The sequence below is a fragment of the Rhodococcus sp. 5A-K4 genome (genome assembly GCF_046097995.1).
Taxonomy (GTDB): Bacteria; Actinomycetota; Actinomycetes; order Mycobacteriales; family Mycobacteriaceae; genus Rhodococcus_F; species Rhodococcus_F erythropolis.
In genome coordinates, this window is record NZ_JBJURM010000004.1 from 115,928 (window position 1) to 141,035 (window position 25,108).

Annotated in this window: 26 protein-coding genes; 14 read left to right on the forward strand and 12 right to left on the reverse strand. The window is 63.4% G+C overall.

Features of this window, described 5'->3' with window-relative positions; all coding sequences use genetic code 11:
• Window positions 1–9: 9 nt before the first annotated feature.
• From ACKAMS_RS07300 to ACKAMS_RS07310, 3 genes are all read right to left on the reverse strand, one after another.
• Window positions 10–2,937 (reverse strand): beta strand repeat-containing protein, encoded by a 2,928-nt coding sequence (locus ACKAMS_RS07300; protein WP_408988816.1) that lies wholly within the window; start codon window positions 2,935–2,937, stop codon window positions 10–12.
• Window positions 2,938–3,301: 364 nt separating this feature from the next.
• Window positions 3,302–4,555 (reverse strand): serine--tRNA ligase, encoded by a 1,254-nt coding sequence (gene serS / locus ACKAMS_RS07305; RefSeq protein WP_007736032.1) that lies wholly within the window; start codon window positions 4,553–4,555, stop codon window positions 3,302–3,304.
• Between the two features lie 65 nt (window positions 4,556–4,620).
• A complete protein-coding gene (locus ACKAMS_RS07310; RefSeq protein ID WP_003945404.1) occupies window positions 4,621–5,016 on the reverse strand; it encodes an ankyrin repeat domain-containing protein in 396 nt (131 codons plus the stop codon).
• Window positions 5,017–5,086: 70 nt separating this feature from the next.
• Here ACKAMS_RS07310 and ACKAMS_RS07315 point away from each other — a divergent pair, with 70 nt between their 5' ends.
• The 6 genes from ACKAMS_RS07315 to ACKAMS_RS07340 all read left to right on the forward strand — a co-directional run bounded on the left by ACKAMS_RS07315 (window position 5,087) and on the right by ACKAMS_RS07340 (window position 11,286).
• On the forward strand, window positions 5,087–6,193 hold the full coding sequence (locus ACKAMS_RS07315) for a septum formation family protein (protein WP_019746391.1): 1,107 nt from the start codon (window positions 5,087–5,089) through the stop codon (window positions 6,191–6,193).
• A gap of 3 nt (window positions 6,194–6,196) precedes the next feature.
• Complete coding sequence (locus ACKAMS_RS07320) at window positions 6,197–6,547, forward strand: metallopeptidase family protein (RefSeq protein ID WP_007736028.1); 351 nt, start codon at window positions 6,197–6,199, stop codon at window positions 6,545–6,547.
• Between the two features lie 133 nt (window positions 6,548–6,680).
• Complete coding sequence (locus ACKAMS_RS07325) at window positions 6,681–6,980, forward strand: PE family protein (protein ID WP_029537367.1); 300 nt, start codon at window positions 6,681–6,683, stop codon at window positions 6,978–6,980.
• Window positions 6,981–7,056: 76 nt separating this feature from the next.
• Entirely contained in the window at window positions 7,057–8,325 is a 1,269-nt protein-coding gene (locus ACKAMS_RS07330) for a PPE domain-containing protein (protein ID WP_408988817.1), read from the forward strand.
• Between the two features lie 65 nt (window positions 8,326–8,390).
• Complete coding sequence (locus ACKAMS_RS07335; RefSeq protein ID WP_241896023.1) at window positions 8,391–9,143, forward strand: ESX secretion-associated protein EspG; 753 nt, start codon at window positions 8,391–8,393, stop codon at window positions 9,141–9,143.
• A gap of 40 nt (window positions 9,144–9,183) precedes the next feature.
• The gene (locus ACKAMS_RS07340; protein ID WP_408988818.1) at window positions 9,184–11,286 is read left to right on the forward strand and encodes an acyltransferase family protein; all 2,103 of its coding nucleotides are present in this window, start codon (window positions 9,184–9,186) and stop codon (window positions 11,284–11,286) included.
• Window positions 11,287–11,295: 9 nt separating this feature from the next.
• Here ACKAMS_RS07340 and ACKAMS_RS07345 read toward each other — a convergent pair whose 3' ends face one another.
• Genes ACKAMS_RS07345 through ACKAMS_RS07355 form a run of 3 tightly spaced genes read right to left on the reverse strand, consistent with a single transcriptional unit; the run spans window position 11,296 to window position 13,545 of the window.
• Window positions 11,296–11,964 carry a histidine phosphatase family protein gene (locus tag ACKAMS_RS07345; protein WP_019746386.1) on the reverse strand — a complete coding sequence of 223 codons (669 nt, stop codon included), beginning with the start codon at window positions 11,962–11,964 and terminating at the stop codon, window positions 11,296–11,298.
• On the reverse strand, window positions 11,961–12,893 hold the full coding sequence (pheA, locus tag ACKAMS_RS07350) for a prephenate dehydratase (RefSeq protein ID WP_020905747.1): 933 nt from the start codon (window positions 12,891–12,893) through the stop codon (window positions 11,961–11,963). The genes ACKAMS_RS07345 and pheA overlap by 4 nt, the downstream gene beginning before the upstream one ends.
• A gap of 13 nt (window positions 12,894–12,906) precedes the next feature.
• Window positions 12,907–13,545: a hypothetical protein gene (locus ACKAMS_RS07355; protein WP_021334642.1), complete on the reverse strand. Its 639-nt coding sequence runs from the start codon at window positions 13,543–13,545 to the stop codon at window positions 12,907–12,909.
• Between the two features lie 139 nt (window positions 13,546–13,684).
• Here ACKAMS_RS07355 and ACKAMS_RS07360 point away from each other — a divergent pair, with 139 nt between their 5' ends.
• From ACKAMS_RS07360 to ACKAMS_RS07380, 5 genes are all read left to right on the forward strand, one after another.
• Window positions 13,685–14,464 carry a DUF2470 domain-containing protein gene (locus ACKAMS_RS07360; RefSeq protein ID WP_019746383.1) on the forward strand — a complete coding sequence of 260 codons (780 nt, stop codon included), beginning with the start codon at window positions 13,685–13,687 and terminating at the stop codon, window positions 14,462–14,464.
• Between the two features lie 10 nt (window positions 14,465–14,474).
• Complete coding sequence (locus ACKAMS_RS07365) at window positions 14,475–15,296, forward strand: CPBP family intramembrane glutamic endopeptidase (protein ID WP_408988819.1); 822 nt, start codon at window positions 14,475–14,477, stop codon at window positions 15,294–15,296.
• A 148-nt stretch (window positions 15,297–15,444) separates the two neighbouring features.
• Window positions 15,445–16,680 (forward strand): LCP family protein, encoded by a 1,236-nt coding sequence (locus ACKAMS_RS07370; protein WP_020968096.1) that lies wholly within the window; start codon window positions 15,445–15,447, stop codon window positions 16,678–16,680.
• A gap of 99 nt (window positions 16,681–16,779) precedes the next feature.
• Window positions 16,780–17,250, forward strand: a complete 471-nt coding sequence (locus ACKAMS_RS07375) for a hypothetical protein (protein WP_029254187.1) — start codon at window positions 16,780–16,782, stop codon at window positions 17,248–17,250.
• A 37-nt stretch (window positions 17,251–17,287) separates the two neighbouring features.
• Window positions 17,288–17,833: a ferritin gene (locus ACKAMS_RS07380; RefSeq protein ID WP_020905744.1), complete on the forward strand. Its 546-nt coding sequence runs from the start codon at window positions 17,288–17,290 to the stop codon at window positions 17,831–17,833.
• Between the two features lie 11 nt (window positions 17,834–17,844).
• Here ACKAMS_RS07380 and ACKAMS_RS07385 read toward each other — a convergent pair whose 3' ends face one another.
• Complete coding sequence (locus tag ACKAMS_RS07385) at window positions 17,845–18,786, reverse strand: cytochrome c oxidase assembly protein (protein WP_029254186.1); 942 nt, start codon at window positions 18,784–18,786, stop codon at window positions 17,845–17,847.
• A gap of 126 nt (window positions 18,787–18,912) precedes the next feature.
• Between ACKAMS_RS07385 and ACKAMS_RS07390 the strand changes: the two genes are divergently transcribed.
• Entirely contained in the window at window positions 18,913–19,557 is a 645-nt protein-coding gene (locus tag ACKAMS_RS07390) for a thioredoxin domain-containing protein (protein ID WP_029254185.1), read from the forward strand.
• On the opposite strand, the gene ACKAMS_RS07395 is transcribed toward ACKAMS_RS07390, so the two are convergent.
• From ACKAMS_RS07395 to ACKAMS_RS07405, 3 genes are read right to left on the reverse strand one after another with little or no spacing between them, the layout of a single operon-like run.
• Complete coding sequence (locus ACKAMS_RS07395; RefSeq protein WP_069146678.1) at window positions 19,558–20,505, reverse strand: M56 family metallopeptidase; 948 nt, start codon at window positions 20,503–20,505, stop codon at window positions 19,558–19,560.
• Complete coding sequence (locus tag ACKAMS_RS07400) at window positions 20,502–20,861, reverse strand: BlaI/MecI/CopY family transcriptional regulator (protein WP_019746375.1); 360 nt, start codon at window positions 20,859–20,861, stop codon at window positions 20,502–20,504. The genes ACKAMS_RS07395 and ACKAMS_RS07400 overlap by 4 nt, the downstream gene beginning before the upstream one ends.
• A gap of 28 nt (window positions 20,862–20,889) precedes the next feature.
• On the reverse strand, window positions 20,890–21,519 hold the full coding sequence (locus ACKAMS_RS07405; RefSeq protein ID WP_021342425.1) for a M23 family metallopeptidase: 630 nt from the start codon (window positions 21,517–21,519) through the stop codon (window positions 20,890–20,892).
• 179 nt (window positions 21,520–21,698) lie between these two features.
• Here ACKAMS_RS07405 and ACKAMS_RS07410 point away from each other — a divergent pair, with 179 nt between their 5' ends.
• Together ACKAMS_RS07410 and ACKAMS_RS07415 are read left to right on the forward strand one after the other, a co-directional pair.
• On the forward strand, window positions 21,699–22,625 hold the full coding sequence (locus tag ACKAMS_RS07410; protein WP_019746373.1) for a cation diffusion facilitator family transporter: 927 nt from the start codon (window positions 21,699–21,701) through the stop codon (window positions 22,623–22,625).
• 154 nt (window positions 22,626–22,779) lie between these two features.
• Window positions 22,780–23,325: a ferritin gene (locus ACKAMS_RS07415; RefSeq protein WP_024487904.1), complete on the forward strand. Its 546-nt coding sequence runs from the start codon at window positions 22,780–22,782 to the stop codon at window positions 23,323–23,325.
• On the opposite strand, the gene ACKAMS_RS07420 is transcribed toward ACKAMS_RS07415, so the two are convergent.
• Window positions 23,322–24,140: an alpha/beta fold hydrolase gene (locus ACKAMS_RS07420; protein WP_003944129.1), complete on the reverse strand. Its 819-nt coding sequence runs from the start codon at window positions 24,138–24,140 to the stop codon at window positions 23,322–23,324. The two genes, ACKAMS_RS07415 and ACKAMS_RS07420, sit on opposite strands and share 4 nt — an antisense overlap.
• A gap of 53 nt (window positions 24,141–24,193) precedes the next feature.
• Window positions 24,194–25,108 (reverse strand): DUF5926 family protein, encoded by a 915-nt coding sequence (locus ACKAMS_RS07425; RefSeq protein ID WP_024487903.1) that lies wholly within the window; start codon window positions 25,106–25,108, stop codon window positions 24,194–24,196.

Here is a 25,108-nt window from a genome sequence, read left to right on the forward strand (position 1 = left end):
CCGCTTCGGTCAGGAACCGAAGGGAAGGAAATCGCTTGAGCCAGCGCTGCCTGAACCGAGGCTGCCCGTGCCACCACCGGTTGCAGCCTTGATCTGAATTGCGTGGGCCGCCGAGGTGGAGCCTGTGAATCCGGCTGCGCCGCTGTAGATTGCCGAAATCGAATGCGCGCCGGTTGTGGTGAAGGTGTGGTTCAGCGCCGCGATCCCGTTGACCACCGCCGCAGCGTCACCGATCGGGGTGTCCCCATCCATGAACTGCACCGTTCCACCATTCTGCACCGAACTGACAGTCGCCGACAGGGTCACCGACTTGTTCACCACACCATCGGCAGGCACCGTCACCACAGTCTCCGTGGTGACATCCGAAGGCGCAGGGTCCGTCACATTCACCGTCCGCGCCTGGGCCGAGGACCCGACTACACCGGCTCCTCCCGAGTAAACCGCCGTGATGCTGTGCGCACCCGCAGAGGTAAACGTATGCGACAGACCAGCAGCGCCGGCCGTAACCGGTTCAGGACCGCCGATCGCGACGCCACCGTCGTAGAACTGCACGGTTCCGACGCCGACAGCGTCATCCGACGACGTTCGGACTGTTGCCCACAAGTCGGTCGCCACACCAGTTTTGGCATCGGTGGGGATATTCAGTTCGACGACGGATTCCTGGTCGGCAACACTCACCTGAACTGACTTCGCACTCGCAACCGAGTTCTTGAATCCGGAACCAGCGGTGAAGTCCGCGGTAATGCTCTGAGCACCAGCAGCATCGAAGATGTGCGAGAGCGTCGCGGTCCCACCGGAAACTGTCACCGGTGAACCAATGGCCGTGCCGTTCGACTTGAACTGCACCGTGCCCACAGCATTGTTCGGAGCAACCGTCGCAGTCAGATCAACCGCCGCACCCGTAGTTGCCGTAGCAGGAACCGAGAGCGACGTCGTCGTCTCCACATCGACCGGAGCCGGATCCGAAACGGTCACCGTCCGAGCCGACGCCGACGAACTCACAAAGCCAGCACCGGCAGTGAAGTCAGCCGTAACACTCTGAGCACCAGCAGCATCGAACGCGTGCGACAGAGTCGCAACACCGCCAGTCACCGTGACAGGGGAACCGATCGCCGTGCCGTTCGACTTGAACTGCACCGTACCGACCGCGCTGTTCGGAGCAACCGTCGCCGTCAGATCAACAGCCGCACCCGTGATCGCCGTCGCCGGAACCGAGAGCGACGTCGTCGTCTCGACATCGACCGGAGCCGGATCCGAAACGGTCACCGTCTGAGCGGACGCCGACGAGCTGACAAACCCTGCACCGGCAGTGAAGTCAGCGGTAACACTTTGTGCACCAGCAGCATCGAACGAATGCGACAGCGTCGCAACACCCGACGTGACCGTCACCGGAGTGCCGATCGCCGTGCCGTTCGACTTGAACTGCACCGTACCGACAGCGTTGTTCGGAGCCACGGTCGCAGTCAGATCAACCGCCGCACCCGTGATCGCCGTAGCCGGAACCGACAACGACGTCGTCGTCTCCACATCGACCGGAGCCGGATCAGAAACCGTCACCGTCTGAGCCGACGCCGACGAACCCACAAACCCCGCACCAGCGATGAAGTCAGCCGTAACGCTCTGCGCGCCAGCAGCATCGAACGAATGCGACAGCGTCGCAGTCCCACCGGAAACCGTCACCGGCGAACCGATCGCCGTGCCATTCGACTTGAACTGCACCGTACCGACAGCGTTGTTCGGAGCCACGGTCGCCGTCAGATCAACAGCCGCACCCGTGATCGCCGTAGCCGGAACCGACAACGACGTCGTCGTCTCCACATCGACCGGAGCCGGATCCGAAACCGTCACCGTCTGAGCCGACGCCGACGAACTGACAAACCCTGCACCAGCGCTGAAGTCAGCCGTAACGCTCTGAGCGCCAGCAGCATCGAACGCATGGCTCAACGTCGCAACACCCGACGTGACTGTCACCGGCGAACCGATCGCAGTGCCGTTCGACTTGAACTGCACCGTACCGACAGCGTTGTTCGGAGCCACCGTCGCGGTCAGATCAACAGCCGCACCCGTGATCGCCGTCGCCGGAACCGAGAGCGACGTCGTGGTCTCGACATCGACCGGAGCCGAAGCAATGCTGATTGTCGCGAGCGGACCCGCGCCGGCATTGAGCGGTGTGGTGTCCTTGTTCTCGCGGGGCGAGCAACGGGTCGGCGCCCACTGTGTACCAAGGAAACTCGCCTTTGCGAGCTGAGTGCTGAAGTTTTCGCTGGCACCGAGGTTGCCGGCCGTACCCGCGGTCCTCACCTTCGGTTGGATCACTCCCGTCGCACCAGCGACCATTGTTACGTCGACTGCGGGAAGCCGGAACCAGGTGTCTCCGTTGCCGTTTGTCGAGCCATCGAGGTTCTTCTTGGACTTCGGTACTCGAATACCTCCCTCCGAGTTGGTACTCGTCGTCGGACTGTTGCCGATCACCTGGTTGTTTCCGGACAGCCGAAGGATCCCGCCGCTACCGTCGACGTTGCCAGAGTCATTGACCCTGAGAACGTTCGGTGCGACGCTATCGAGTCCGACCGAGGTGCCCGCGACGACGGCCGCGGAAACGAACGTCGCGTTGGCCGGGATTGCGTAGTCGACCTTGAGACGTGACAGGTTCGTAGTCGTCGCGCCGGAATCCTTGTCCGGATACGACGTTCCGCTCGGCTGAATTCGGTAGGTGAAAGTCTCGCCGGGTTGGACAGAAGCGGGTGCGTCGACCGTGATGAGGTTGTCGGTGACCTTGTGGACGTCTCCGATGATGGAGCCTGCGACACACGCTGTTTTGAAACCGGTGGTCGAGATCGCGGCGGATGCGGGCGTGCCGATCAGCAGCATCCCCGCGACCATGGCGGTTCCGGTTATGGGCACGGCGAATCGCCGCAACTGAGAGATTTGGGGCATGGGCACTTCCTTCGGAAGGGCAAACATAAGCAGTGGATTCGGACAAAACGTGTGCGCGCCGTCACAACATAACGAAAAAACTAGTACGTGTACTACTTTTGGCAAGACACTTGTCCAATTCACCCCGGACTCACCCTCACATCACCTGACGGGGGATGGAAAAGCAGGGTATGGAAGCCCGATTGAACGCAAAACTAACGCCAAAGCGGTCTATCGACAACGCTTTTGGTGGTCAACTCGTCAATCGGCGGGAAAAATTTGATATTCCGCCAGTTCAGAAAAAGTTCCAAACCTACCAGTACGAAAGTACGAATCAGGGCCGCGACGGAGTCCGTCGCGGCCCTGATGGTGTTGGTTCAGCGTGTCAGCGAAGCACATCCGTGCCGACAAACGGCACCAATGCCTCGGGCACTCGCACCGAGCCGTCGGCCTGCTGATGATTCTCGAGAATCGACACGATCCAGCGCGTCGTTGCCAGGGTGCCGTTGAGAGTGGCAGCCGTCTGCGGCTTGCCGTTCTCGTCGCGGTACCGAACTCCGAGGCGGCGGGCCTGGAAAGTCGTGCAGTTGGACGTCGATGTCAGCTCGCGGTAGGTGCCCTGCGTCGGAACCCATGCCTCGCAGTCGAATTTACGCGCAGCCGAAGAACCGAGATCTCCGCCGGCGACGTCGATCACGCGGTAAGGAACGTCGATGGCGGCCAACATGTCTCGCTCCCAGCCGAGGAGACGCTGGTGTTCGGCGTCGGCATCCTCGGGACGGCAGTACGTGAACATCTCTACCTTGTCGAACTGATGGACACGGATGATGCCGCGGGTGTCCTTCCCGTAGCTGCCGGCCTCACGGCGGAAGCACGAGGACCAACCGGCGTAACGCTTCGGGCCTTCGTTCAGTTCGAGGATCTCGCCCGAGTGGTAGCCGGCCATGGGTACCTCGGAAGTTCCGACAAGGTACAGGTCGTCATCCTGCAAGTGGTAGATCTCGTCCGAGTGAGCACCGAGGAAGCCGGTACCCGCCATGATTTCCGGGCGTACGAGCACCGGCGGAATCATCATCGTGAATCCGTTGGCGATCGCCTTCTGCGCAGCCAACTGCAGCAGTCCGAGCTGGAGCATGGCTCCGTAGCCGGTCATGAAGTAGAAGCGCGAACCCGAAACCTTGGCGCCGCGTTCCATGTCGATCAGGCCGAGCGACTCACCCAGCTCGAGGTGATCCTTCGGCTCGAAGTCGAACTTCGGAATCTCACCGACGTGTTCGAGCACGATGTAATCGTCCTCGCCGCCGGCCGGCGCACCTTCTTGTACGACGTTGGAAATCGCGCGGTGTGCGGCGTCGAGCGCGGCCTGCGCCTCGTGTTGCGCGGCCTCGGCTTCCTTGACCTTGGCCGCCAGTTCCTTGGAACCCTCGAGCAGCGCGGGACGCTCCTCCGGAGATGCCTGTCCGACCTTCTTGCCGAAGGCCTTCTGCTCTGCGCGGAGGTTGTCTCCGGTCAGAACGGCAGCGCGTCGGGACGCGTCGGCTTCGAGCAGAGCGTCGACCAGTCCTGGATCTTCTCCACGGGTGCGCTGCGACTCGCGGACGATTTCGGGGTTCTCACGGAGAAACTTGAGGTCAATCACGACTTCGAACTTTACCCACTCACCGCAGCTCGCCGACGGTCACGTCCATGTCGGAGAGGGAGAGATCACGATTCGAGCAGACTCAGGTAGTCCTCGCGTCCGAACATCCGAGCCGCGTCGACGGCAGTCGGGTGTCCACCTTTCGGGTCGGCTCCCCCGCTCACCAGCGCTTTCACCACCGCATCCTCGCCCTTGAAGACGGCTCCGGCGAGGGGTGTCTGGTTCTTGTCGTTGGGCCGGTTGACGTCGGCGCCGCGCTCGATCAAGGCAACGACGGCGTCAGCGTGACCGTGATACGCCGCCAACATGACGAGCGTGTCGCCACTCTCGTTGGTCAGATTGACGGGAACTCCAGCATCGACATACGACGCCAGCCCGGCCGCGTCGCCGGTTCGTGCCATGTCGAAGAGCCGGCCCGCCAGCTCGACAGCCTCGGGATCGAGTGGGGTGTTTTCGCTCATGATTACAAAATACTCACAGACGCGTTTGTGAGTTTTGTAGTGAAGGTTCGATATCGCCACGGCAACAGGCATGATGGAATCGATGTCCGAAGACAAGATCGAGAAGTCGCCAGATCCGGCAGATCCCCAGGGGACGCCGGCGAAGAAAACTGTCTCAGCGAGTCGCACCCGTCGGGTCCTGGCTGCTGTGGCGGTAGGTGCGGTGGTCGCCGCGATCGCAACGATCGCGATTTCCGGTGGATTGAACAAGGACGACTCGTCCTCGGTCAGTGTCAGTGGTGGCGGTCCAGCAGCGACGGGATCTACTCGCGACGACGCCTTCACCGCGGCTGCGGCCGGCGACTGCCTCAACTGGACGCCTGCGACCGAGTCGGGCGGGGACCGCACGGACATGTCAAAGGTTCAGTGCGGAACTGAACACCGCTTCGAGGTTGCCGGACCACTCGACCTGTCGGTGTTCCCCGGCGCCGAGTTCGGCCCCGGTTCCCGGTACCCGGGCGCCCTTCGATTCGCCGAACTCCGCGACGAGCACTGCACACCCATCGTCATGTCCTACCTCGATTCGAAGTTCGATCCCAAGGGCAAGTTCAGCGTCGGCCTGATGTTCCCGAGCGAATCGGGTTGGGCTTCGGGCGAGCGCGCACTGCGTTGCGGCTTGCAGTTCTCGACCACGACCGGCGAACTACAACCGTTCGTGGGCCGCGTGGCGGACCAGGACCAGTCGAACGTGTGGGACGTCGGCACGTGCATCGGCATCAACCAGAACCTCCCGACCGATCCGGTCGATTGCGCGAAACCGCATGCATACGAGGTTATTTCGGTGATCGACCTCGGCACTCAATTCCCGGGCGCAATGCCGTCTGTCGAAGATCAGGACCGTTACCTCGAGGGCGTCTGCACTCAGGCGTCCAACGAGTACCTTGGTTCCGCAGACGCGCTTCGCGACAAGACACTGACGCTGTTCTGGGACAACATTTCACTGGAAAGCTGGTTGGCCGGTAGCCGCCGAGTCAATTGTTCGATCGGCAAAGAGGTCGAAACCGGCGGGTTTGCCGCGATCACCGGAAGCGCCAAGGGCGAAATCCTGATCAACGGCGCCGCTCCGGTCCCGCCACCCGCTGCACCGGAAGGTCGGTCGTTGCCGACGCCGTTGCCCGGCGCAGCTCCGCCGTCGTAAGCCATGACGGTGACTATGACGCCCGACCGGTTCGAGGAACTGGTCGGCGAGGCGCTCGATCTGATTCCGCCCGAACTTGCCAAGGCCATCGACAACGTCGTGGTGCTTGTCGAAGCGCGTGACGAGGAAGAACCGGGGCTGCTCGGTTTGTATCAGGGTGTCGCTCTGACCGAGCGGGATTCTCATTACGGTGGGTACCTGCCGGACACGGTCACTATTTTCCGCGATTCGATACTCGACATCTGTGCATCCGAGGACGAGGTTGTTCACGAGGTTGCCGTGACCGTCATCCACGAGATCGCGCACTACTTCGGTATCGAAGAAGACAGATTGCACGAACTCGGCTGGGGCTGAGGGCAAAGTCGTCCGATTCCGGGGGAACCAAAAGCGGCCGGCATGCATCAAACTATGTGCGGGGGGATTTCGACGGCTGTGTGCACGACCTCCCGACCACTTATCCGCCCTGGTCAGGAAGGAGGTCGGCACTATGTACGTCGACCCTCAAGCCCTAGTTGCCGCCGCAATGGAACTCGAGTCTGCGGCGACGCGATTGCGCGGAATCGTCTCTACTGCGCAGCCGACGCTACGCGTTCTCCCAGCCGGATCCGAAGAGGTGTCCGGTAGCGCGGCAGATTACTTCAACACCATCTCGGGCAGCCTTGCCTCGTCCACCGATCGGGCAATCGAGGAGCTCACCGCGGCTGCGGCGGCTCTGCGCAAGAATGCAGCTGCCTACGAGCTCGAAGACCAGCTCACCAAGTCCAGCCTGGCAGTCGCACCGATCTGATCGACAGAAATCGAACTCGGCAACTCGGCAACTCGGCAACTCGGCAACACAGTCACACTTCCTGGGGGGAAGAACAATGGTCGGCATCACCGGCGTCATCTGGTATCCACGGGGCGCAGCACCCAACTCCGCAGCACTGGTCGCCGGGGCCGGGCCGGTCCCTCTCGGTGTGGCGGCCGGGGCCTGGTCCACCGTGTCGTCCGGACTGACCGACACCGCTGCGTCCATCTCTCGCGTGATGGCGGACCTTCGCACCGGGTGGTCAGGAGAAGCCGCGGATGCCGCGTTGAGCAAGTTCGCACCGTTCCAGGAATGGGCTGCCGCGGCCGCGCTGCTCGCCGGAGAAACCGCTGGTAAAGCCCAAGTGCAGTCCGGTTCCTACACCGTCGCCACCCTGGCCATGCCGTCCCTGGCGGAGATCGCGGCGGTTCAAGCGGCCAAGGTCGCCGCGTACTCCATCGGCGGGGCCCTGGTCGGCGGGGCCGCTGCCGCCGAGGCTGCCGAAGAAGCACTCAAAATTCGAGCGGCGGTGACGATGGAAACGTACGACGCCGCAACGACGCATCTGGCCGTGCAGCAGAACTTCGATTCACCACCGTCCATCGCGGAACCCACAGCTGGGGCATCCGCTTCGGCCGAAAGCCCAGGCAACGCCGCACGACAGTCCGTCGCGCAAGCGGCATCAACGCTCGCTGACGTAATCGCGGATCCCGTGCGCGCCGCAACCGCTGCTGTCGCATCCGTAGTTTCCAACCCGGTATTTGCCGCCGCTGCCTCACAGGCCGGTGCCATCTCCGGTGGAGCGTCGGCCGCCGTCAGTGCCGCGACCACCGCCGTCACGGGCGCCACCACTGCCGCATCAACTCTCGCGACGGCCGGAGCAGGACTCACCGGACTGGGCGGCGCAGGGCTCGGTGGCGCAGGGCTCGGCGGCGCGAGACTCGGCGCTTCCACACCATCACTGTTCGGCACCCCGTCGGCAAGTCGGGCAACGGCACAGGTCAGCGCAGCTTCCGCGACCACCGGAGCCGGAGCATTCGCGGGCTCGTCGTCGAGCAGCAGCACCGGCCGGCACGCTCTTCCGGATCCCTCCACCGGCCAGAGCGCCGCGCGCCAGAACCCCGTGACCTCGCCGGTTCAGGGCACCGTGGATACCGTCAAAGTGGATCCGTCCCGAACCGCGGGCGGATCTGCGCCGATCGCCGGCGGCCGTCATGCGGCCCAATCTGAAGACGAGACCGAGCACGACACACCCGATTACCTGAAGCACTTCGAGCACTTCGCCGACGGCCGAACAGTCATCCCGTCCGTGATCGGTGGCGCACTCGAAACTGCAGAGCGTTGATGGTGGACCTCGGCACCTCACCTGATGGGTGGAATTTGCCTGTCGTCGCCCTGTCACAGGACGAAATGGACTATGTACGTGAGCGACTCGGGCTCGATGCGCTTCCCGTGGTTCTCGGTGGCGCGACGGTTCACGCCAGTGCGAGCGCTCACCGTATGGCGATGCAGTCCGCGGCAGATTCACTCTCCGAGCGCGATCTCCTCCCCGGCGGGGAGATCCATCACGAACTCAGCGCCCGCCTACGCGTCCTGACCCACCCCAAGTGGGAGTTGGCGCTGCGTCGGCATGTCGGTGGAAGGATTTCACGCCTCTGCGTCGCACAGGGCGAGTTCCTTTGTGTCGAAGCAACTTCAACCGATTCTTCGTTCGCATTGTGCAGCGTCACCGCCGAACCAGCTGCACCCGTCGTCACCGCGCTCGGCAGCGCCGAAGCAATGCCGATTGCCGTGATCAACGCACCGACCGAGATGCTCAGCCTGGCATTCGGCGCCGGCCCGGATGCAGACAGCGTGACCTCGGCCTTGATCAACGCCGGGATACCCGAAGACGACGCGCGCCAACTGGGTAGCGCAATCGTCACATGCACCGCCTTCGCCGAATTGGTTGGAATACCACACAGTTTGGGAGCGACGACGCTCATGACCGGCGCAGTGACTGTGTACGACACCTTGGCCGGCCGGCTCGTGGGTTCGACTACTCGGGCTGCCGACGGCACCGAGTGGACGTCCATCAGTTCCGGAACACCGCATCGCCTGCGACAAGCCGTGAACGCGCTGGTAACCGAACTCGAGGAATCGACGCCGGAGACTTCCGGGTAACCTCGGGGCGTCCCTTCAACGCCCGGAGCCTTACTTCAGCATGCAGTTCTCGCGTCAACCGTCGTCACCGGGCGAACAAGGCTCGGTCGCCACGATCGACCGGCCGAACGAAGAACGGGCAACAACACCGCACCGACAAGACCTGAACGGACTGCGTGGCCTCGCCATCGGTTTGGTGGTCGTATTCCACGTGTGGTTCGGACGGGTATCGGGCGGGGTGGACGTCTTCCTGGTTCTGTCCGGATACTTCTTCGTCGGCTCACTGGTTCGACGCGCCGAAGCCGGGGGTTCACTCAACCCGGTCCCGGCACTGCGGCGGGTGTTTCTGCGGCTGTTCCCCCTGATCGCGGTGGTCAGCATTTTGACCGCACTGGGGACCGCGTTGCTGCTGCCACGCACACGCTGGGCCGATCTGGGTGATCAACTGATCGCGGTGCTCGGGTTCTTCCAGAACTGGCAGCTCGCCAGCACCGCAAGCGACTACCTGGCCGCTGACGGCTCGGTCACTCCCCTGCAGCACCTGTGGTCGATGGCCGTGCAAGGTCAGTTCTATCTCCTGGCCATCGCACTCGTCTCCGTGATCGCTTATGTGGCTTCACGCGTGAATCCCAACTATTTCCGCCCGTCACTCGCGGTCACCCTTCTGGTTCTGACCGCAGGATCTTTTCTCTACGCACTCGCCAAATCTTCGCGTCACCAAGCCTGGGCGTACTACGACTCCGGCGCCAGGTTGTGGGAATTGGCCCTCGGTGGTCTGCTGGCCGTTCTGATGACCAGCACGCGCAGTCGGCAGATCGCATCCCTGCCGTTCTCGGTCAGAGCGACGATCGGCTGGGCGGGTCTTTCGTCGATCCTGTTGTGCGGCATAGTGCTCGACGGCGCCCAGCAGTTCCCCGGCCCGTGGGCGCTGGTACCGGTGCTGGCCACTCTTGCGTTGATCCTGTCCGGAGTCGGCGACGACACACCCTGGACGTCGAAGACGCTCGCCCATCCGGCACTGACGTGGCTCGGCTCGTTCGCATTCGCGCTGTACCTGATTCACTGGCCGATTCTGGTGTTTGCACTCGTGATCTCCGGACGCCCCGAAGCCGGCCTGCTCGGCGGGGCACTGATCATCGCCCTCTCCGTCGCGGGGGCGCTTGCACTCCGGCGCCTGGTCGAGGTTCCGGTGGAGCGCGGAGGCCGCTCGCGCCGGTACACCGTCCTGGCATGCGTCGTCACCGCTGCCGCGGTCCTCGCCGCTTCGGTCGCCTGGCAGTCGTACGCGAGCAGCCAGACGACGGGCCAGCGGGCGGTCGACACCCTCGACCTCCCGACCCATCCCGGCGCACTCGCGCTCACCGACGGTGCCGAAGTACCCAAGGCGTCGATGGTTCCCTCGATCTTCGATGCGCCACTGGACCTTCCGGCCAGCACGCTCGACGGCTGTATCGCCGATTTTCTCGAGCGGGACGTCGTCCACTGCACCTATGGCGACGCCGATGCAGACAGAACCATCGCGCTCGCGGGTGGTTCGCACTCCGAGCACTGGCTCACTGCGCTCGACGAACTCGGCAAGAGTCACGGGTTCCGCGTCGACACGTATCTGAAGATGGGCTGCCCGCTCACCGTCGACTCCATGCAGACGTTGTCGGACAACGAATATCCGGATTGTGTCGACTGGTCGCGTGGAGTGCTGACCGAGTTGGCCGACGCCTCACCCGATTTCGTATTCACGACGGCAACCAGGCCGAGTTCCGACGGCCCTGGTGACGTGACGCCCGAATCGTACGTTCACGTATGGGAGGAACTGGGGCGCGACGGTATCGACGTCCTCGCCATTCGCGATACCCCCTGGCTGCACCACGACGGCGTCGCCTACCGCGCGATCGACTGTCTGGCGACAACCACGTCACCCGATCACTGCGCGATGCCACGGTCCGAAATGCTCAGCGACGTCAATCCGGCGCCGTCGGCAATTGCCGATCTGACCAACGTCCGCCTACTCGATCTCAGCGACGGTGTGTGCGGACCGGAGTTGTGCCGCGTCGTAGAGGGAAATGTGTTGGTGTATCACGATTCCCACCACCTGACAGCCAGCTACGTGAGCACACTGTCGGCTGAACTCGGGCGCCAACTGAGCGTCCAGACCGGTTGGTGGTGAAGCCGGCTGTCAGCCCATCACGTCGTCGGCGCCGGGGATGAGTCGGTGCTCGAACGGCGGGTTGACGGCTCCCCAGCGTAGGCACTCCCAGCCGCCATCAGCTGAGGGCAACAGTTCGACGGTCTCGGTGTTGGCCAAGTGGTTGTTGGCTGCGAACAGTCCGGGGACACCGGCAAGCTGGGCGGCGACAAGACGAATCGCAGCACCATGACTCACCACGACGATGTCGCCGCCGTCTCGTGAGCCTTCGAGAAATTCTTCGCGCAACGCATTGACGACGGGGACGTACCGTTCCAGGACGTCGTATCCCGTTTCACCGCCGGGAATGCGAGCGCCGAGGTTGCCGGTGTGCCAGTGATGGAACGTCTCCATGAACAGTCGGTGCGCGGCCTCGTCGGTGCGATCCTCGAGGTCACCGGCCTGGACCTCGTGCAGTCCGTCCCGCACATCCAGGGATACACCGGCGGCCTGCTCCACAAAACCTGCTGTCTGCCGGGCACGCAAAGCCAAGGACGATACGAGCGCCAGAGGAGGAGCCGAAGCCAGGCCGATGCCCAACGTCTCGGCCTGCGCCAACCCTTCCGGCGTGAGCTTTGCTCCGGGCAGAGCGGTGTCGAGACGTTTGGCGACATTCGCCTCCGTCTGACCGTGCCGAACGAGGATGAGCCTTCCGGTCATCGTTCTCCCCCTCCATGCTTGAGTTCGTCGATCCACCGAATCGCTTCTTCGTCCGAAGGAGGTTGTGGCCCGGTCGAATTCGCTGTCGCCCACGACCCCAGGAAGCGGACTCCGGATTTCCGATGCAGTGCACGCATCGCCTCGGCCACCAGCGAGTCCTCGACGTGTCCGACGCAGTCCACGAAGAACCGGTACGTACCCAATTCCGTTCGCATCGGACGCGATTCGATCCGAGTCAGATCGATACCGCGAGCGGCGAATTCGGAGAGTGCGCGCACCAGGGAGCCTGGAGCGTTGTCGAGGTGAAGCACCAGCGCGGTGCGATCGGCACCGGTCCGTTCGGGAACCGGAGCCGGCTTGGTGACCAGCACGAAACGTGTACGGGCGCCGCCCACATCGGCGACGTTGTCCGCCAGGCTGTCGAGTCCGAGCATCTGACCGGCCAAAGCCGTGGACACACCGGCGTCGACCGTTCCAGCCTGCACGTCCAGCGCCGCACCGGCGTTGGACGAGGCCAACACCACCTCGGCCTGGGGCAGGTTCTCGGCGATCCATCCGCGGACCTGTGCGCCCGCATGCGGATAGGCCCCGATCGTGCGGACCTGGTCGGCGGTCGTCCCGGCCCGAACCAGGATGGAGAAACTCACGTCCAGATCGGTTTCGGCAACGATCTGCAGGGGCGAACCGAGAGCGAGTGAATCGAGCGTCGGCGCTACGCCGCCTTCCACCGAGTTCTCGAAGGGAACTACGGCCCCGTCCACGGAACCGTCGCGAACCATGTCGAGAGTCGCCGGCGGACTGCCGGCCGGTACTCGCTCGACGGTTTCGCCGAACGCGCCCTCAGCCTCCAACTGGGCGAGAGCTATCTCCGTGAAGGTTCCCGACGGACCGAAATACGCGATTCTTGGCACGCCTAAAAGATTACGCATCGACCCACGCCGGTCACTGCAAACCCGCGGCACGCAGAGCCGTTTCCACCGCAGGCAGATCCGCGACCTCGATCGTGAGCAGCACCTCGCGCATCGCGGACGCGGCTTCCGGGATCAGCGCGGCGAGTTTTTCGGGCTTCGGATCGACTATCGCGGCGCGCACGTCGTCGCCGCGCAGTGCAGCGACGGTGCCACACAGTAGGGCGATCACCTCGTCGCCGTCGGCTGCGCGGGCTACGAAACCGACGGACTCGTGCGCGAGTACCGCCAGGAAATCAGCCACTTCGGTGGGCGTACGACCGGCGGCGAGTCCGGGGATCCGTCCACCTTCACACAGGCGCAGCGCCGCTTCGGCGGGTGTCAGATCCTCTTCGCCGCCGTCGACGTACACCGCGAGCGGAGCGGGCAGACGTAGCGCGATCGCGTCGTCGATCTGGTCGGTGGTGACGTCGACGTCGAAACGGACGGCCTCGTACGACGCTTCCGTGTCCGCGCGCAGTTCTTCCGGATCGATATCGAGGCGGACGACAACCCGGCCTGCTGCTTCGCCACCGATCAGCGCCGACGCCGGAACGACCGGGAGAAAGAGTGCTTCGAGGAGTCCGCGCGAGTTTCTCGGGGCGGGCAGCCCGAGTGAAAGAGGAATGGCCACAGACAAACCGTAACCCCGGCGCAGGCGGCGGATTCCACGCGAGTTGCGCAAAAGTCTTGCGATTCACACCGAAGCGCCTTAGGTTAGGGTTACCTCATCATCCGATGGAGTTCGAGAGAACACCCGCCAAGGGGGCAGCATGGCAACGAAGACCAGCACCGGCCCGTCCACCGCCGAACGCGTCCGCAGCGCCTGTGTGCGCGCACAGGACGCAGTTCTCGCCATCGAAGGCAGCGATCCCACCGTCACGTCGGTGCATCACCTGCGTTCGAACGGTGACGTCGTCGTTGCAGTCCCACATGCCTCCGCAGCTGCGGCCCTGGCCTGGAACTCCGGCGGCGGCGGACTGCCTGCCGTCCTCGAGATCACCGATCACGCACCACTGCGTCTGCGTGAGCCCGTGCGCTCCCTCGTGTGGCTTCGCGGCTCGTTACACGCCGTGCCCGACTACGAGGCACGCGTTCTCGCCGACGACGTCGCATCCGAACATCCCCACCCGGGGCTCCTCGACATCGGCCACACCTCGGTCCTCCTTCGCCTGAGCCTGGCCTCGGCCGTTGTCGCCGACTCGACGGGGGCAGAACCCGTCGCCGTGGACGAACTGCTGAACGCCAGCCCCGATCCCTTCTGGGAAATGGAGACGGCGTGGCTGCAGCATCTCGACGAAGACCACCGCGATCTCGTGGACCTGCTCGTGCGCAAGCTTCCCCCGTACATGCGCACCGGACGCGTTCGCCCACTCGGCATCGACCGCTACGGACTGCGCCTGCGGGTCGAGGATCACACCGGTGACCGCGACGTGTGGATGCCGTTCGCCAACCCCGTCGACGACGCTCCCGCGCTGAGTCGCGCCATCCGAATGCTTGTCGGGTGCCCTTTCCTCAACGGCCTCCGATCGGGTGGCGCTGCAAACGGCTAGCGTTGCGCGGGTGAATGCCCGCGAAACCGTCCGCACCTGGTTACGGCCGCCGTCTCCCGTTCGAACGGACCCGGAACTCGATCCCGCCGCCAGACGCGGAATCCGGATCGAGATCACTATCGTTCTGCTGGTCACCTTCGGGCTCAGCGGATTGTCCGGGATCCTTTCGCTCGCCGAATCCTTGGCGACGCCGGTTGCGCTCTCGGATCAGACGGTTGCACTCAACCCGTCGCGAGCTGCCATCGACTGGATCGATCTGGCGCGCCAATTACTGGGCGTTGCAAAGCTTCTCGCGTGGGCAGCGCTGGGACTCTATCTACTGTGGCGTTCGGGGATCGGTCCACGTGCTGCGGGCCTGACTCCCAAACCTCGATTCGGTCGCGACATAGCTCCGGGATTCGGCCTCGCCGCTGTGATCGGCCTCCCCGGACTCTTGTTCTACCTCGTCGCTCAGGCACTGAGCATCAACCTCACCGTCCAAGCCAGCGCGCTCGACGACCACTGGTGGCGGGTGCCGATCCTCGTACTGTCCGCGATCGCGAACTCGGGCGCCGAAGAGGTACTGGTCGTCGCCTACCTGATCACTCGCCTCCGAACACTCGGCTGGAGCGAGAACAAAGCTCTGCTCGCGTCCTCGCTCCTGCGCGGTAGTTATCACCTCTACCAAGGGTTCGGCGGCGGTGTGGGAAACGTGATCATGGGGCTCGTGTTCGGTCGATACTGGCAGCGCACCGGCAAGCTGTGGCCGCTGATCATCGCCCACGCGCTCATCGACATGGTGGCGTTCATCGGTTACGCCCTCCTGCGCGATCACGTCTCCTGGCTGCCGTGACCGGTACCGTGAACTGGTGACCGGCGACTCCGAATATCCTCAGCGCCCTCCGCGGCGCCAGCCGCCAGGGCCACCTCCGCGGCGCCAGCCGCCCCCGCGTGGACCGATGCCACCCCGTCAGGGCCCACCCCCGCAGCGGCGCCCCCCGATGCCGCCCGAAGGGCCGACGGTCATTCGCCGCGACGGACGTCCACCGCAGCAGAATCCGGCCAATCAGGCCTGGTCACAGGTCCCACCAGAAGCGCCGCAGCAACCCAGGCGTGAGGACTGGGCGCCGACCCAACGCCCGCAGCCGTTCCAGGACGACCCCCGCAGGCAGGGGCCGCCGCGTCAGGATCCGCAACGCCAGGCGAAGTACGCACCCGCGCCGCCGCGCCGAACCCCGCCGAACGCCCCGCCGCGCCCTCCTGAACCCCCGAAGCAGCGACGCCCACGCAAGCGTCGTAGCTGGGGTAAACGTATCGGCATCACGTTGTTGGTCTTGCTGCTCGCGCTGGCCGGCGCGGTCTATTACGTCGACAGTTCGCTCAATCGAATCGACGCGCTGCCCGACTACGCGGGACGCGTCGCCGATACTCCGGGCACGAACTGGCTGATCGTCGGCTCCGACAGTCGTGAGGGACTCACACCCGAGCAGGAGCAAGCGCTTGCGACAGGTGGTGACACCGGCCCCAAGCGCACTGACACGGTCATCTTGGTCCACGTTCCCAAGAGCGGGAAGACGACGATGGTCAGCATCCCTCGCGATTCGTACGTTCCGATTCCCGGCTACGGCTCGGACAAGATCAACGCCGCCTTCGCTTTCGGTGGTGCCCCCTTGCTGGTGCAGACCGTCGAGGAGGCAACCGGACTTCGCATCGACCACTATGCCGAGATCGGATTCAGCGGGTTCGCCGGCATCGTCGACGCCGTCGGTGGCGTCAATGTATGCCTGACGCAGGCGATCGACGATCCGCTGGCCGGAATCAACCTCCCCGCTGGATGCCAGGACTTGAAGGGTTCGGATGCACTCGGGTTCGTGCGGACCCGAGCAACCGCGCTCGCAGACCTCGACCGCATGAACAACCAGCGCCAGTTCATGTCGGCGTTGCTGTCGAAGGCGACGAGTCCGAGTACGTTCCTCAATCCGTTCCGGTTGTGGCCGCTCGTCTCCGATACGGCCAAGTCTTTGCAGGTCGACGAGGGCGATCACATCTGGAATCTGGCCTCACTCGCCTGGGCGCTTCGCGGCGGGATGACCACCACGACGGTTCCGGTCGCCGGTTTCGAGGACGTGGACGGGTCGGGCAACGTGTTGTTGTGGGACAAAGCACGCGCTTCGCAGTTCTTCGACGCCCTGGCCAACGATCAGCAGATTCCGCAGGATCTGATCACCACGGGGTGATCGCCCTGAGTTTCGGTAGTACCCCGGGAGGACAGGCCGAGCGAACAAATCGCTTTCCGGCAGGACGCGGAACGGCCGGCGGAAAAATACCGTGAAGGTATGAACACAGCACACCGCCGATTCCGCACTGCCGCCGTCATCGCCGCCTCGGCCGGAGCGGCTTTACTGGCCACGTCCTGCTCGGGCACCTTCGACAAGTTCGACGAGTCGAAGGCATACAAGAAAACCGAAACCTTCTCTTTTGCACAAGCATCCAGCGGAATCGACACACTGCCGAGTTGGGTTCCCGCCGGCGCGACGGGTATCGACGAGGTCATCCGCACCACCGGCAACGAACGCATCCTGCGAATGACTGCGAACATCACAGAGATAGATCACAACAGCTGCATCGCACGACCCACCGTCGAAACTCGTCCGGCATCGCTGTCCGCACAGTGGTGGCCGACGGGGGTCGAGAAGGGCAGTTCTTTCCAGTGCGGCGACTGGTACGTCGGCGAAAAGGACTCGTTCGTCTACGGATACCGGCCGGAAACTCTCGACTTCATCATCGATCAGCTCGACAACAAGTAGCTCCCTGTCCGTGCCGCCGACCCAGTAATCTGTTGGGATGACACAGGCGAAGAACTCGAGCGAATTCACCACTCTGCTGCGTCAGCAGATCCGTAACGAGTTCACTGCATCGCAGCAGTACATCGCGGTAGCGGTGTACTTCGATGCACACGATCTTCCGCAGATGGCCGCGCGCTTCTACAGCCAGGCCACCGAGGAACGCGGTCACGCGATGATGATGATCCAGTACCTGCTCGACAACGACCTCGACGTGGACGTACCGGGTGTCGACGACGTCGTGACGAAGTTCGACAGTGTCCGGGCTCCGGTCGAATTGGCACTCGAGCAGGAGAAGACGGTCACCGAGCAGATCACGCAGTTGGCGCGCACCGCGCGCGATACCGGCGACTACCTGGGCGAGCAGTTCATGCAGTGGTTCCTCAAGGAGCAGGTCGAGGAAGTTGCAAGCATGACAACACTTCTCACCATCGTCGACCGTGCCGGCGACAACCTCTTCCACCTCGAAACGTTTGTCGCACGCGAGATGAACACACCGGCAGCTGCCGACGCAATGGCGCCGACACCCGCCGGCGGCGGCGTCTGAGGGCCACCGGCCTACCGAGTCTCCGGCCGCTCGGCGGCGCTCAGTGATCTGAGGAAGTTGTTGTATGCCTCCAGATCACTGTCGCCGTCGATCTCGGCGCGGCGGTCCTGGGCGGCATTCATCCGTTTGTCGTCCCGGTTCCAGCGCATCGCGAAGATCACGACCACCACCAGCGCGACGGGCTCACCGTACGACCACGCAAGGGCACCGGCCAACTGCTGGTCCTGCATCACGTCCACGCCCCACTCGGGAGGCGGATTCACGAACGTGGTCAGCAGCGGCTTTGTCGCCATCATGAGGACGACTCCGATGAACACATGCAGCGGCATCTCCACGAAAAGGTCGAAACACCGGCCGAGATAGCTTTGCCGCACCGGCAGTGGTCCGGTGGCGAGCACGGGCATGATGAAGAGCAGACCGCTGGCGAGAAAGAAGATTTCGAGAAAGACGTGTCCGGCCGGCAATCCCGAGACGGCGTCGAAGATCGGCGACAGGTAGATCCCGTAGTAGCTGAACAGAAAGACCGGGATCGTGAACCCGGGGTGCAACATCCACCGTGCCGGACGGCTGCGCAATGCCAATAGTGCAAGCGCCAGAACATTTCTCCCGGGACCTCGATGCGACGTCGAACGCAGTAGCAGCAGTCCTGGCGAGCCCAGCACCCACAGCGGCGGGATCGCCATCGAGAGCGTCAAATGCTGGAACATCCAGACACTGAAGAGTTCGTTCCCGTAACTTTCGACCTTCGAACCGGTCACGGCGATCAACAGCAAGCATCCGGCCAGAAAACACGCAGTTCGATACCAGGGCCATAGCCGTCCCCGCGCACGCACACGGTGCATTGACCACCAATACCAAAGCGCCAGAACAGCTCCCAGCAGAACAATAGGCGACAGGGACGAGAAGTCCCAGGTCAACATCTGTCCGATCGACGGCGGCGCCAGACCGTTCACCTCCGATTCACGGGCGAACCCTCCTTCGAATCCTTTCGGGTACCGTCGACTCTACACCTAAATACTATGTTGAATAGTATTTAAGTAATCGACGGAAGGTCAAGGTACACAGCAGTGTCCAGAAGCATGAAGATATCCGCCGCCCTGATCGCGTTGTTCGCGGTAGCACTGATCACGTTCATCACCGTCGATCCGATCAGGGCGGACAACGAGAGCACCGATCGGGCAGCACAATCCACCGCCGTCCTGACCGACGACGCGTACCGATTGACCTCGGCCGCTGACGACAAAGTGAATCTTGTCGAGTTCCTCGACTTCGAATGTGAGGCCTGCCTCGCGCTGTACCCGACGATGGAGCGAATCAGAGCCGAGTACGAGGATCGAATCACATTCGGTATCAGATACTTTCCGATTCCGAGTCACACCAACAGCACTCTCGCGGCGCAGGTCGTCGAATCCGCATCTCGCCAGGGCAAGTTCGTCGAGATGTATCGGCGGATGTACGAGACGCAATCGCAGTGGGGTGAATCCGCCGAATCGCAGGAGGCACTGTTCCGCTCCTACGCACAAGATCTCGGCCTGGACATGACCCGATTCGAATCCGACCTCAGCAGCCGCGGCGTCCGCGAGCGGGTCGAGCGCGACTTCAACGAGGGCAAACGCCTTGGCGTCCAGGGCACCCCGACGCTGTTCCTCAACGACGTGAAGCTGGCCCAGATGCCGAGCTACGAAGATCTGAAAGCCCAGATCGACTCAGCGTTGGAGCAATGATCAGGTCAGAACAGCGCAGATACCCGCGGAGACGGCCACCGTCACGGCTGCGGCAACGGCCGTCGTTACGGCCGCCGGCACGCACGCCGCAACCGCGCAGGTCAGTCGCCGAGGCGACGCCACGTCGCCGTCGACCAGGGAACGCAATCGCACTGCGGTCGCGCCGCCGCGATCGCCCAAGCTCCAGTCCGGCTGAGGAAGCGGCGATTTCGACACCGCGGCAAGGGCGGAACGCACTGCAGCCGGGCTGGTGACGCGAGCGGCGTGCCGGTCCGCCGACAGTTCCACGATCGCGCCGACGGCAGCAGGTGCCGCCGCGAACAACGGCACTCCCGGCAGAACAGCGGCCAAGACTTCACAGGCACCGACGATTCGGTGATGACCGCCGCTCAGGTGCGCACGCTCGTGCGCGAGGACCGCGTCACGCTCGCCCCCGGTAAGAGCGGATGACAAGCCTTGTGTCGCAACAACAAATCCAGGCTTTCCGGCGACACTGTAGGCCATCGGCAGCGGATGATCCAACCACAACACGTCGGACTCCGAGTTGTCGCGGCGCGCGACGATCGAGAGAACATCACGATGGAAATCTCGGACTCTCGCGTGCTCACGTGCCTGTTTGCGGCCGGCCAGCACGATCCGAACAGCGATCAAACCCACCACACCAACGGCTGTACCGGTGATCAGTTCACCCACCCATGAACTCGTGCCGTGCGCGAAGGCGCTGAAACACCGAGCGATACCGTCGACCAGCCCCTCGACCGGCGCGTGGCTCGGCCACACCAGAACCAAGACCGCAGAGAGAGCGAGATACAGAGCCGACGCCATACTGCCGAGCCACGCCGCGAGCAGCACCGTCGGTGACAACGTCGAGGAAACGGCCCGTAACGCTCTCGGAACCAAAAATCCGACGAATACCGCACCGAGAAGCATCGGCAAGGCCAGTGTCATTGCGCACCTTCCCCGGAAAGTCCTCGGCGCAGGGCCTCGTTCTCAGCGTCCGTCATTGTCTTCGCGAAGTGCAACAGCACGGCAGCGGAATCGGAACTGCTGTCCAACAATTCGCGCAGTGCCCTGGATGTGGCCTCTTCACGGCTGCGACTCGGCCGATAGAAGTAGGCGCGACTCTTCTTCTCACGACTCACCCAGCCCTTGTCGTAGAGATGAGTCACGACGGTCAGGATGGTGGTGTACGCGAGTTGTCGACGCTCACCCAAGATCTCGACCAGATCCTTGACCGAGAGCGCGTCGTCGGACTGCCAGAGCACATCCATGACCTCGGCTTCGAGTCCGCCCAGCCCCTGCATTGCTCCTCCATCGCGTCGTGACAGAACTTCAGCCGCTCGCGGCCTTCTCCCCGAACGACACGCCCCGGGAATTCAGATACGCGAGCGGATCAGTCTTCTGCCCGTCAGATTGCCACACCTCGTAGTGCAGGTGCGGTCCCGTCGATTGTCCACGATTGCCGACGGTCGCGATCAGTTCACCCGCCCGCACCTTCTGACCGGCAACCACGAGCGCCTCGTTGATGTGCCCGTAGACGCCGACGGTCCCGTCGTCCTGCTGGATGCGGACCCAGAGCCCGAATCCCGCGGCGGGACCGGATTCGATCACAACACCGTCGGTCGCCGAGACGATGGGCGTACCGATCGAGTTTGCGATGTCGAGACCGTAATGGGTTGTTCCCCAGCGTGGACCGAAGTTGGACGTCATCGTCCCGCTGACGGGGGCCATCACCCGCGGCTTTTCTGCCTCGTACGCCAACGCCGCCCGTTCGGCTTCGAGTTGTCTCGTCTTACCGAGTTGTTCGGCTATCCCGGCAAGATCCGTCGTCCGAACAAGGTCGAGTATCTCCGGCACCGACACCAGCGCTGGACCTTCCGCTGCAACTGGAAGCGGCGATGCGTGCCCGATGGAAGTGCCGGACGCCAGGATTGCACCCGTCGCCACGGAAACCGCGGCCATGCGCCCGCCGGGTCTGATCGGCTCGGATTTTCGATGTCTTCCCACTTCTCGGTCCTCGCGTCGATGACAAATGAAGGTCTACGCCGCCACCTTACAACTATGTTGCATAGTTTTTAAGACATGCACTATTGCGCATATATGCATATGTGTCTAGGCTGACGTCGACGAAAGGACCTTCGATGTCACACGGACACGGGCACGGAATCTCTCCCGCCGAGGCTGCGACCAGCAACAGCGGCAAGCATGTCAACAAACTGTGGATCGCCGCCGGCCTCGGGTTGGTGACGTTCGTGCTGCAGGTGACGGTCGGCTTCTTCACCTCGTCGCTGGCGCTGCTTTCGGACTCGGCGCACGTGTTCACCGACATCTTCGGCATCTTCATGGCGCTCGCCGCGATCCTCGTCGCACAGCGCGCAGCACGGCGCCCGGATCGCACTTTCGGCATGTACCGCACGGAAGTGTTTGCGGCACTGGCCAATGCGATCCTGCTCTTCGCAGTCGCCGGGTGGGTGCTCTACGAGGCGGCCAGCCGATTCTCGGATCCGCCCGAGGTTCCGGGCCTCCCCGTCGCGATAGTCGCCGTCGTCGGTTTGGCGATGAACGTCATCGCCTTCCTGATGCTCCGCAGCGGCGCGAAGGAAAGCATCAACATCCGCGGCGCCTACCTCGAAGTCATGGCGGACATGATCGGGTCCATCGGCGTCCTCGTCAGCGGCTTGGTCACGCTCGCTTTCGGTTGGCGCTACGCCGACCCCGTCATCGGCGTCGCCATCGGCCTTTTCGTCTTGCCGCGCGCCTTCAACCTGGGCCGCCATGCGGTCCGCATCTTGCTCCAGCAGGCTCCCGATCGCATCGACGTCACCTCGATACTCGAGAAGATCAACACACTCCCGGGAGTCGTCGACGCGCACGATCTGCACGTCTGGACACTCACCTCGGGGATGGAAGTTGCTTCCGTTCACGTCACCGCGGCCAGTGACGCCGATCCCACTACGGTGCTCGCGGCCACCCAAACCTTGCTGGCCGAGGTATTCGAACTGGAGCACGCCACTGTGCAGGTGGAACTACAGGGAAGTGACGGTAAATGCACGGAACTCGCCTGGTGAAAAGGACATTCCTAAATGAAACATTCGCTTTCGGGCCAATGGATAACCGCACCGAATTCGAAAAGAAATTAGGTCTTCTTTAGTTTGGGAACGCTTACCACAATAAGGTCAGACTGGGATGACAGGGCCTCTGACCTGCACTATCTTGGAATTCATGACTTCTGGGGAGACTCACATGACCAAATTCCACGCACTACTCCGAGACCAGATTCGCAACGAGTTCAACGCTTCGCATCAGTACATCGCGACAGCGGTTTACTTCGACAATGCGGACCTGCCACAGCTGGCAAAGCACTTCTACAAGCAGGCTGTGGAAGAGCGTAACCACGCCATGATGATCGTTCAGTATTTCCTCGATCGCGACATCAACGTCGAACTCACCGGCGTCGACGCCGCGAAGGCCGACTTCAAGGATGCCCGTGAGCCCATCGCTCTCGCGCTGACGCAGGAGAAGACGGTCACCGAGCAGATCGTCCAGCTCGCGAGCACTGCCCGCGAAGAAGGCGACTACCTCGGCGAGCAGTTCATGCAGTGGTTCCTCAAGGAGCAGGTCGAGGAAGTTGCCAGCATGACAACACTTCTCACCATCGCGGACCGCGCAGGCGCCAACCTGTTCGACCTCGAAGACTTCGTGTCCCGCGAGATGAGCACCGTCGGTGACACCACCGGTGCGCCGAACGCAGCAGGCGGAACCATCTAGCCTGCAGCACTCACGGATTTTGCCCTCGAGCCGAACGGTTCGCTTCCTGCCAGCAGGATCGAACTGATCAGCTCGGGGGCATCTGTCATCGGCACGTGCCCCAGTCCGGGCAAAACCATCAACTTCGCCTGCGGGAACGGCTTTTTCACGCGCTGCGCTTGGTACACGGGCAGAATGAGATCGCGTCGACCCCACGCAACCGTCACCGGCACAGTGGGATCCACGATGGGCGGCAACACGAAGTCCATCTCGAGACCGAGATCGACGAGTTCGTTGGACACGAGCGAACGGCAGTCGGCCAACGCCGCCGCATAACCGACATGACTCGGATGAGCGAAGAACGCGGCGAGCGCCGGATAGCGAATCAGCTTGTACCGCAATGCACGTGGCAGACCATCGCCCATGAGCTTGGCCGTGCCGCGCAGTGCACGGAACGTGTTGATCGCCCGCACCTGATCGAGGTGATTGACAAAGAACCCGGCCGGCGAAAGAGCTGTCGCCGACGCGACGTCTCCGCGCGCTGCCAGCGAGAGTGCAATCCATCCGCCGAGTGAGTTTCCGGCGACGTGGGCACGCTCCCCCGCCGGAGTCACTTCCTTGACGAACTCACTGACGTCGTCGATCAGCTGTCCCATGACGTCCGGACCGAGTTCGGGTAGCAGGGACTCTCCGTGACCTGGCAGGTCGACCGTGACCACACGGCGATACGGCGTCAGCTGGTCCAAAAGCGAATCCCACGCCTGCCGTCGATGGACGATGCCATGAACGAGCACAAGCGTGGGACCGCTACCGGAGATGTCGTGCGACAAAGTCATGCCGCCAACATTAACCGTAACTTTGCGTAACGCCTATAGTTCTGGCGAAAAAATCAGCGCAGCGTGACCTGGCGTCCGCGCAGGCCGTCGCGCGAGCGCAGCTCGGCCGAGTTCAGTGGAGCGTCGACGGCCAGAGCCTCGGCAAGACGCTCACCGAGCTCGACGGTTGCCGCTACCCACTCGTTTGCATGCTTTTCGCGGTCGAGGTCGAAGACGGGGACCAACAGGCCGTGGGTGCGGAACGAGCCTGCGTAGCGCGAGCCCTCACCCAGGTGCAGTCCACCGGTCGCGTGCACGCGCGCCAACGCGAGCATCAGGTCGTCTTCGCTCTCGGGGCGAACCCAACGCAGGTGCGCCTTCTCGCCGGCGTCGACCCACCACGCGGCAACGAGGCCGTCTCCTTCGAGGCGTGCAGAGGGCATGATCGCCGAGTTGGCGTGCTGCACGGTGGCGGCAACCTCAGGATCGGTTTCGACGCCTTCCGGAATCCACCAGTTGAAGTTCTGGTGCACCGTGATGTCGAGCAGAGCCGATGGATCGACAACCTCGGTGACGGCGGGTGTCTCGGAATCGGGGTTCGCGGCAGAAAGCGCGTCGCCGGGGGCCGCGTCCTTGATCCAGTTCACCGAAGCGGCGAGGTCTGCGCCGAGGTCTGCAGAGTGCGCCTGAACCTGGACACCGACAAATCCGGTGGCCGTCTCGCCCTCGTCGCGGACGAGGGCGGCAACAGCGCCGGGGAGGACCGTCGCCAACGTGACGGGACGGTCGGAGCCGATGACCGGCAACGGAGCCGTGGCGGACGGAACGAATTCGCGCAGCGCGACCAGATCGCACTCGGCGGCAAGGCCCTCGAACGGGCGGTTCACTGCGCCGGCAGCGGCTTCACGCTCTGCTTGGCGTGCCGCCAGCTTCTCTGCGCGTGCGCTGCCCTGCTTCGGTCCACTGTTTCTTTTGCTCTTCTTGGCCAC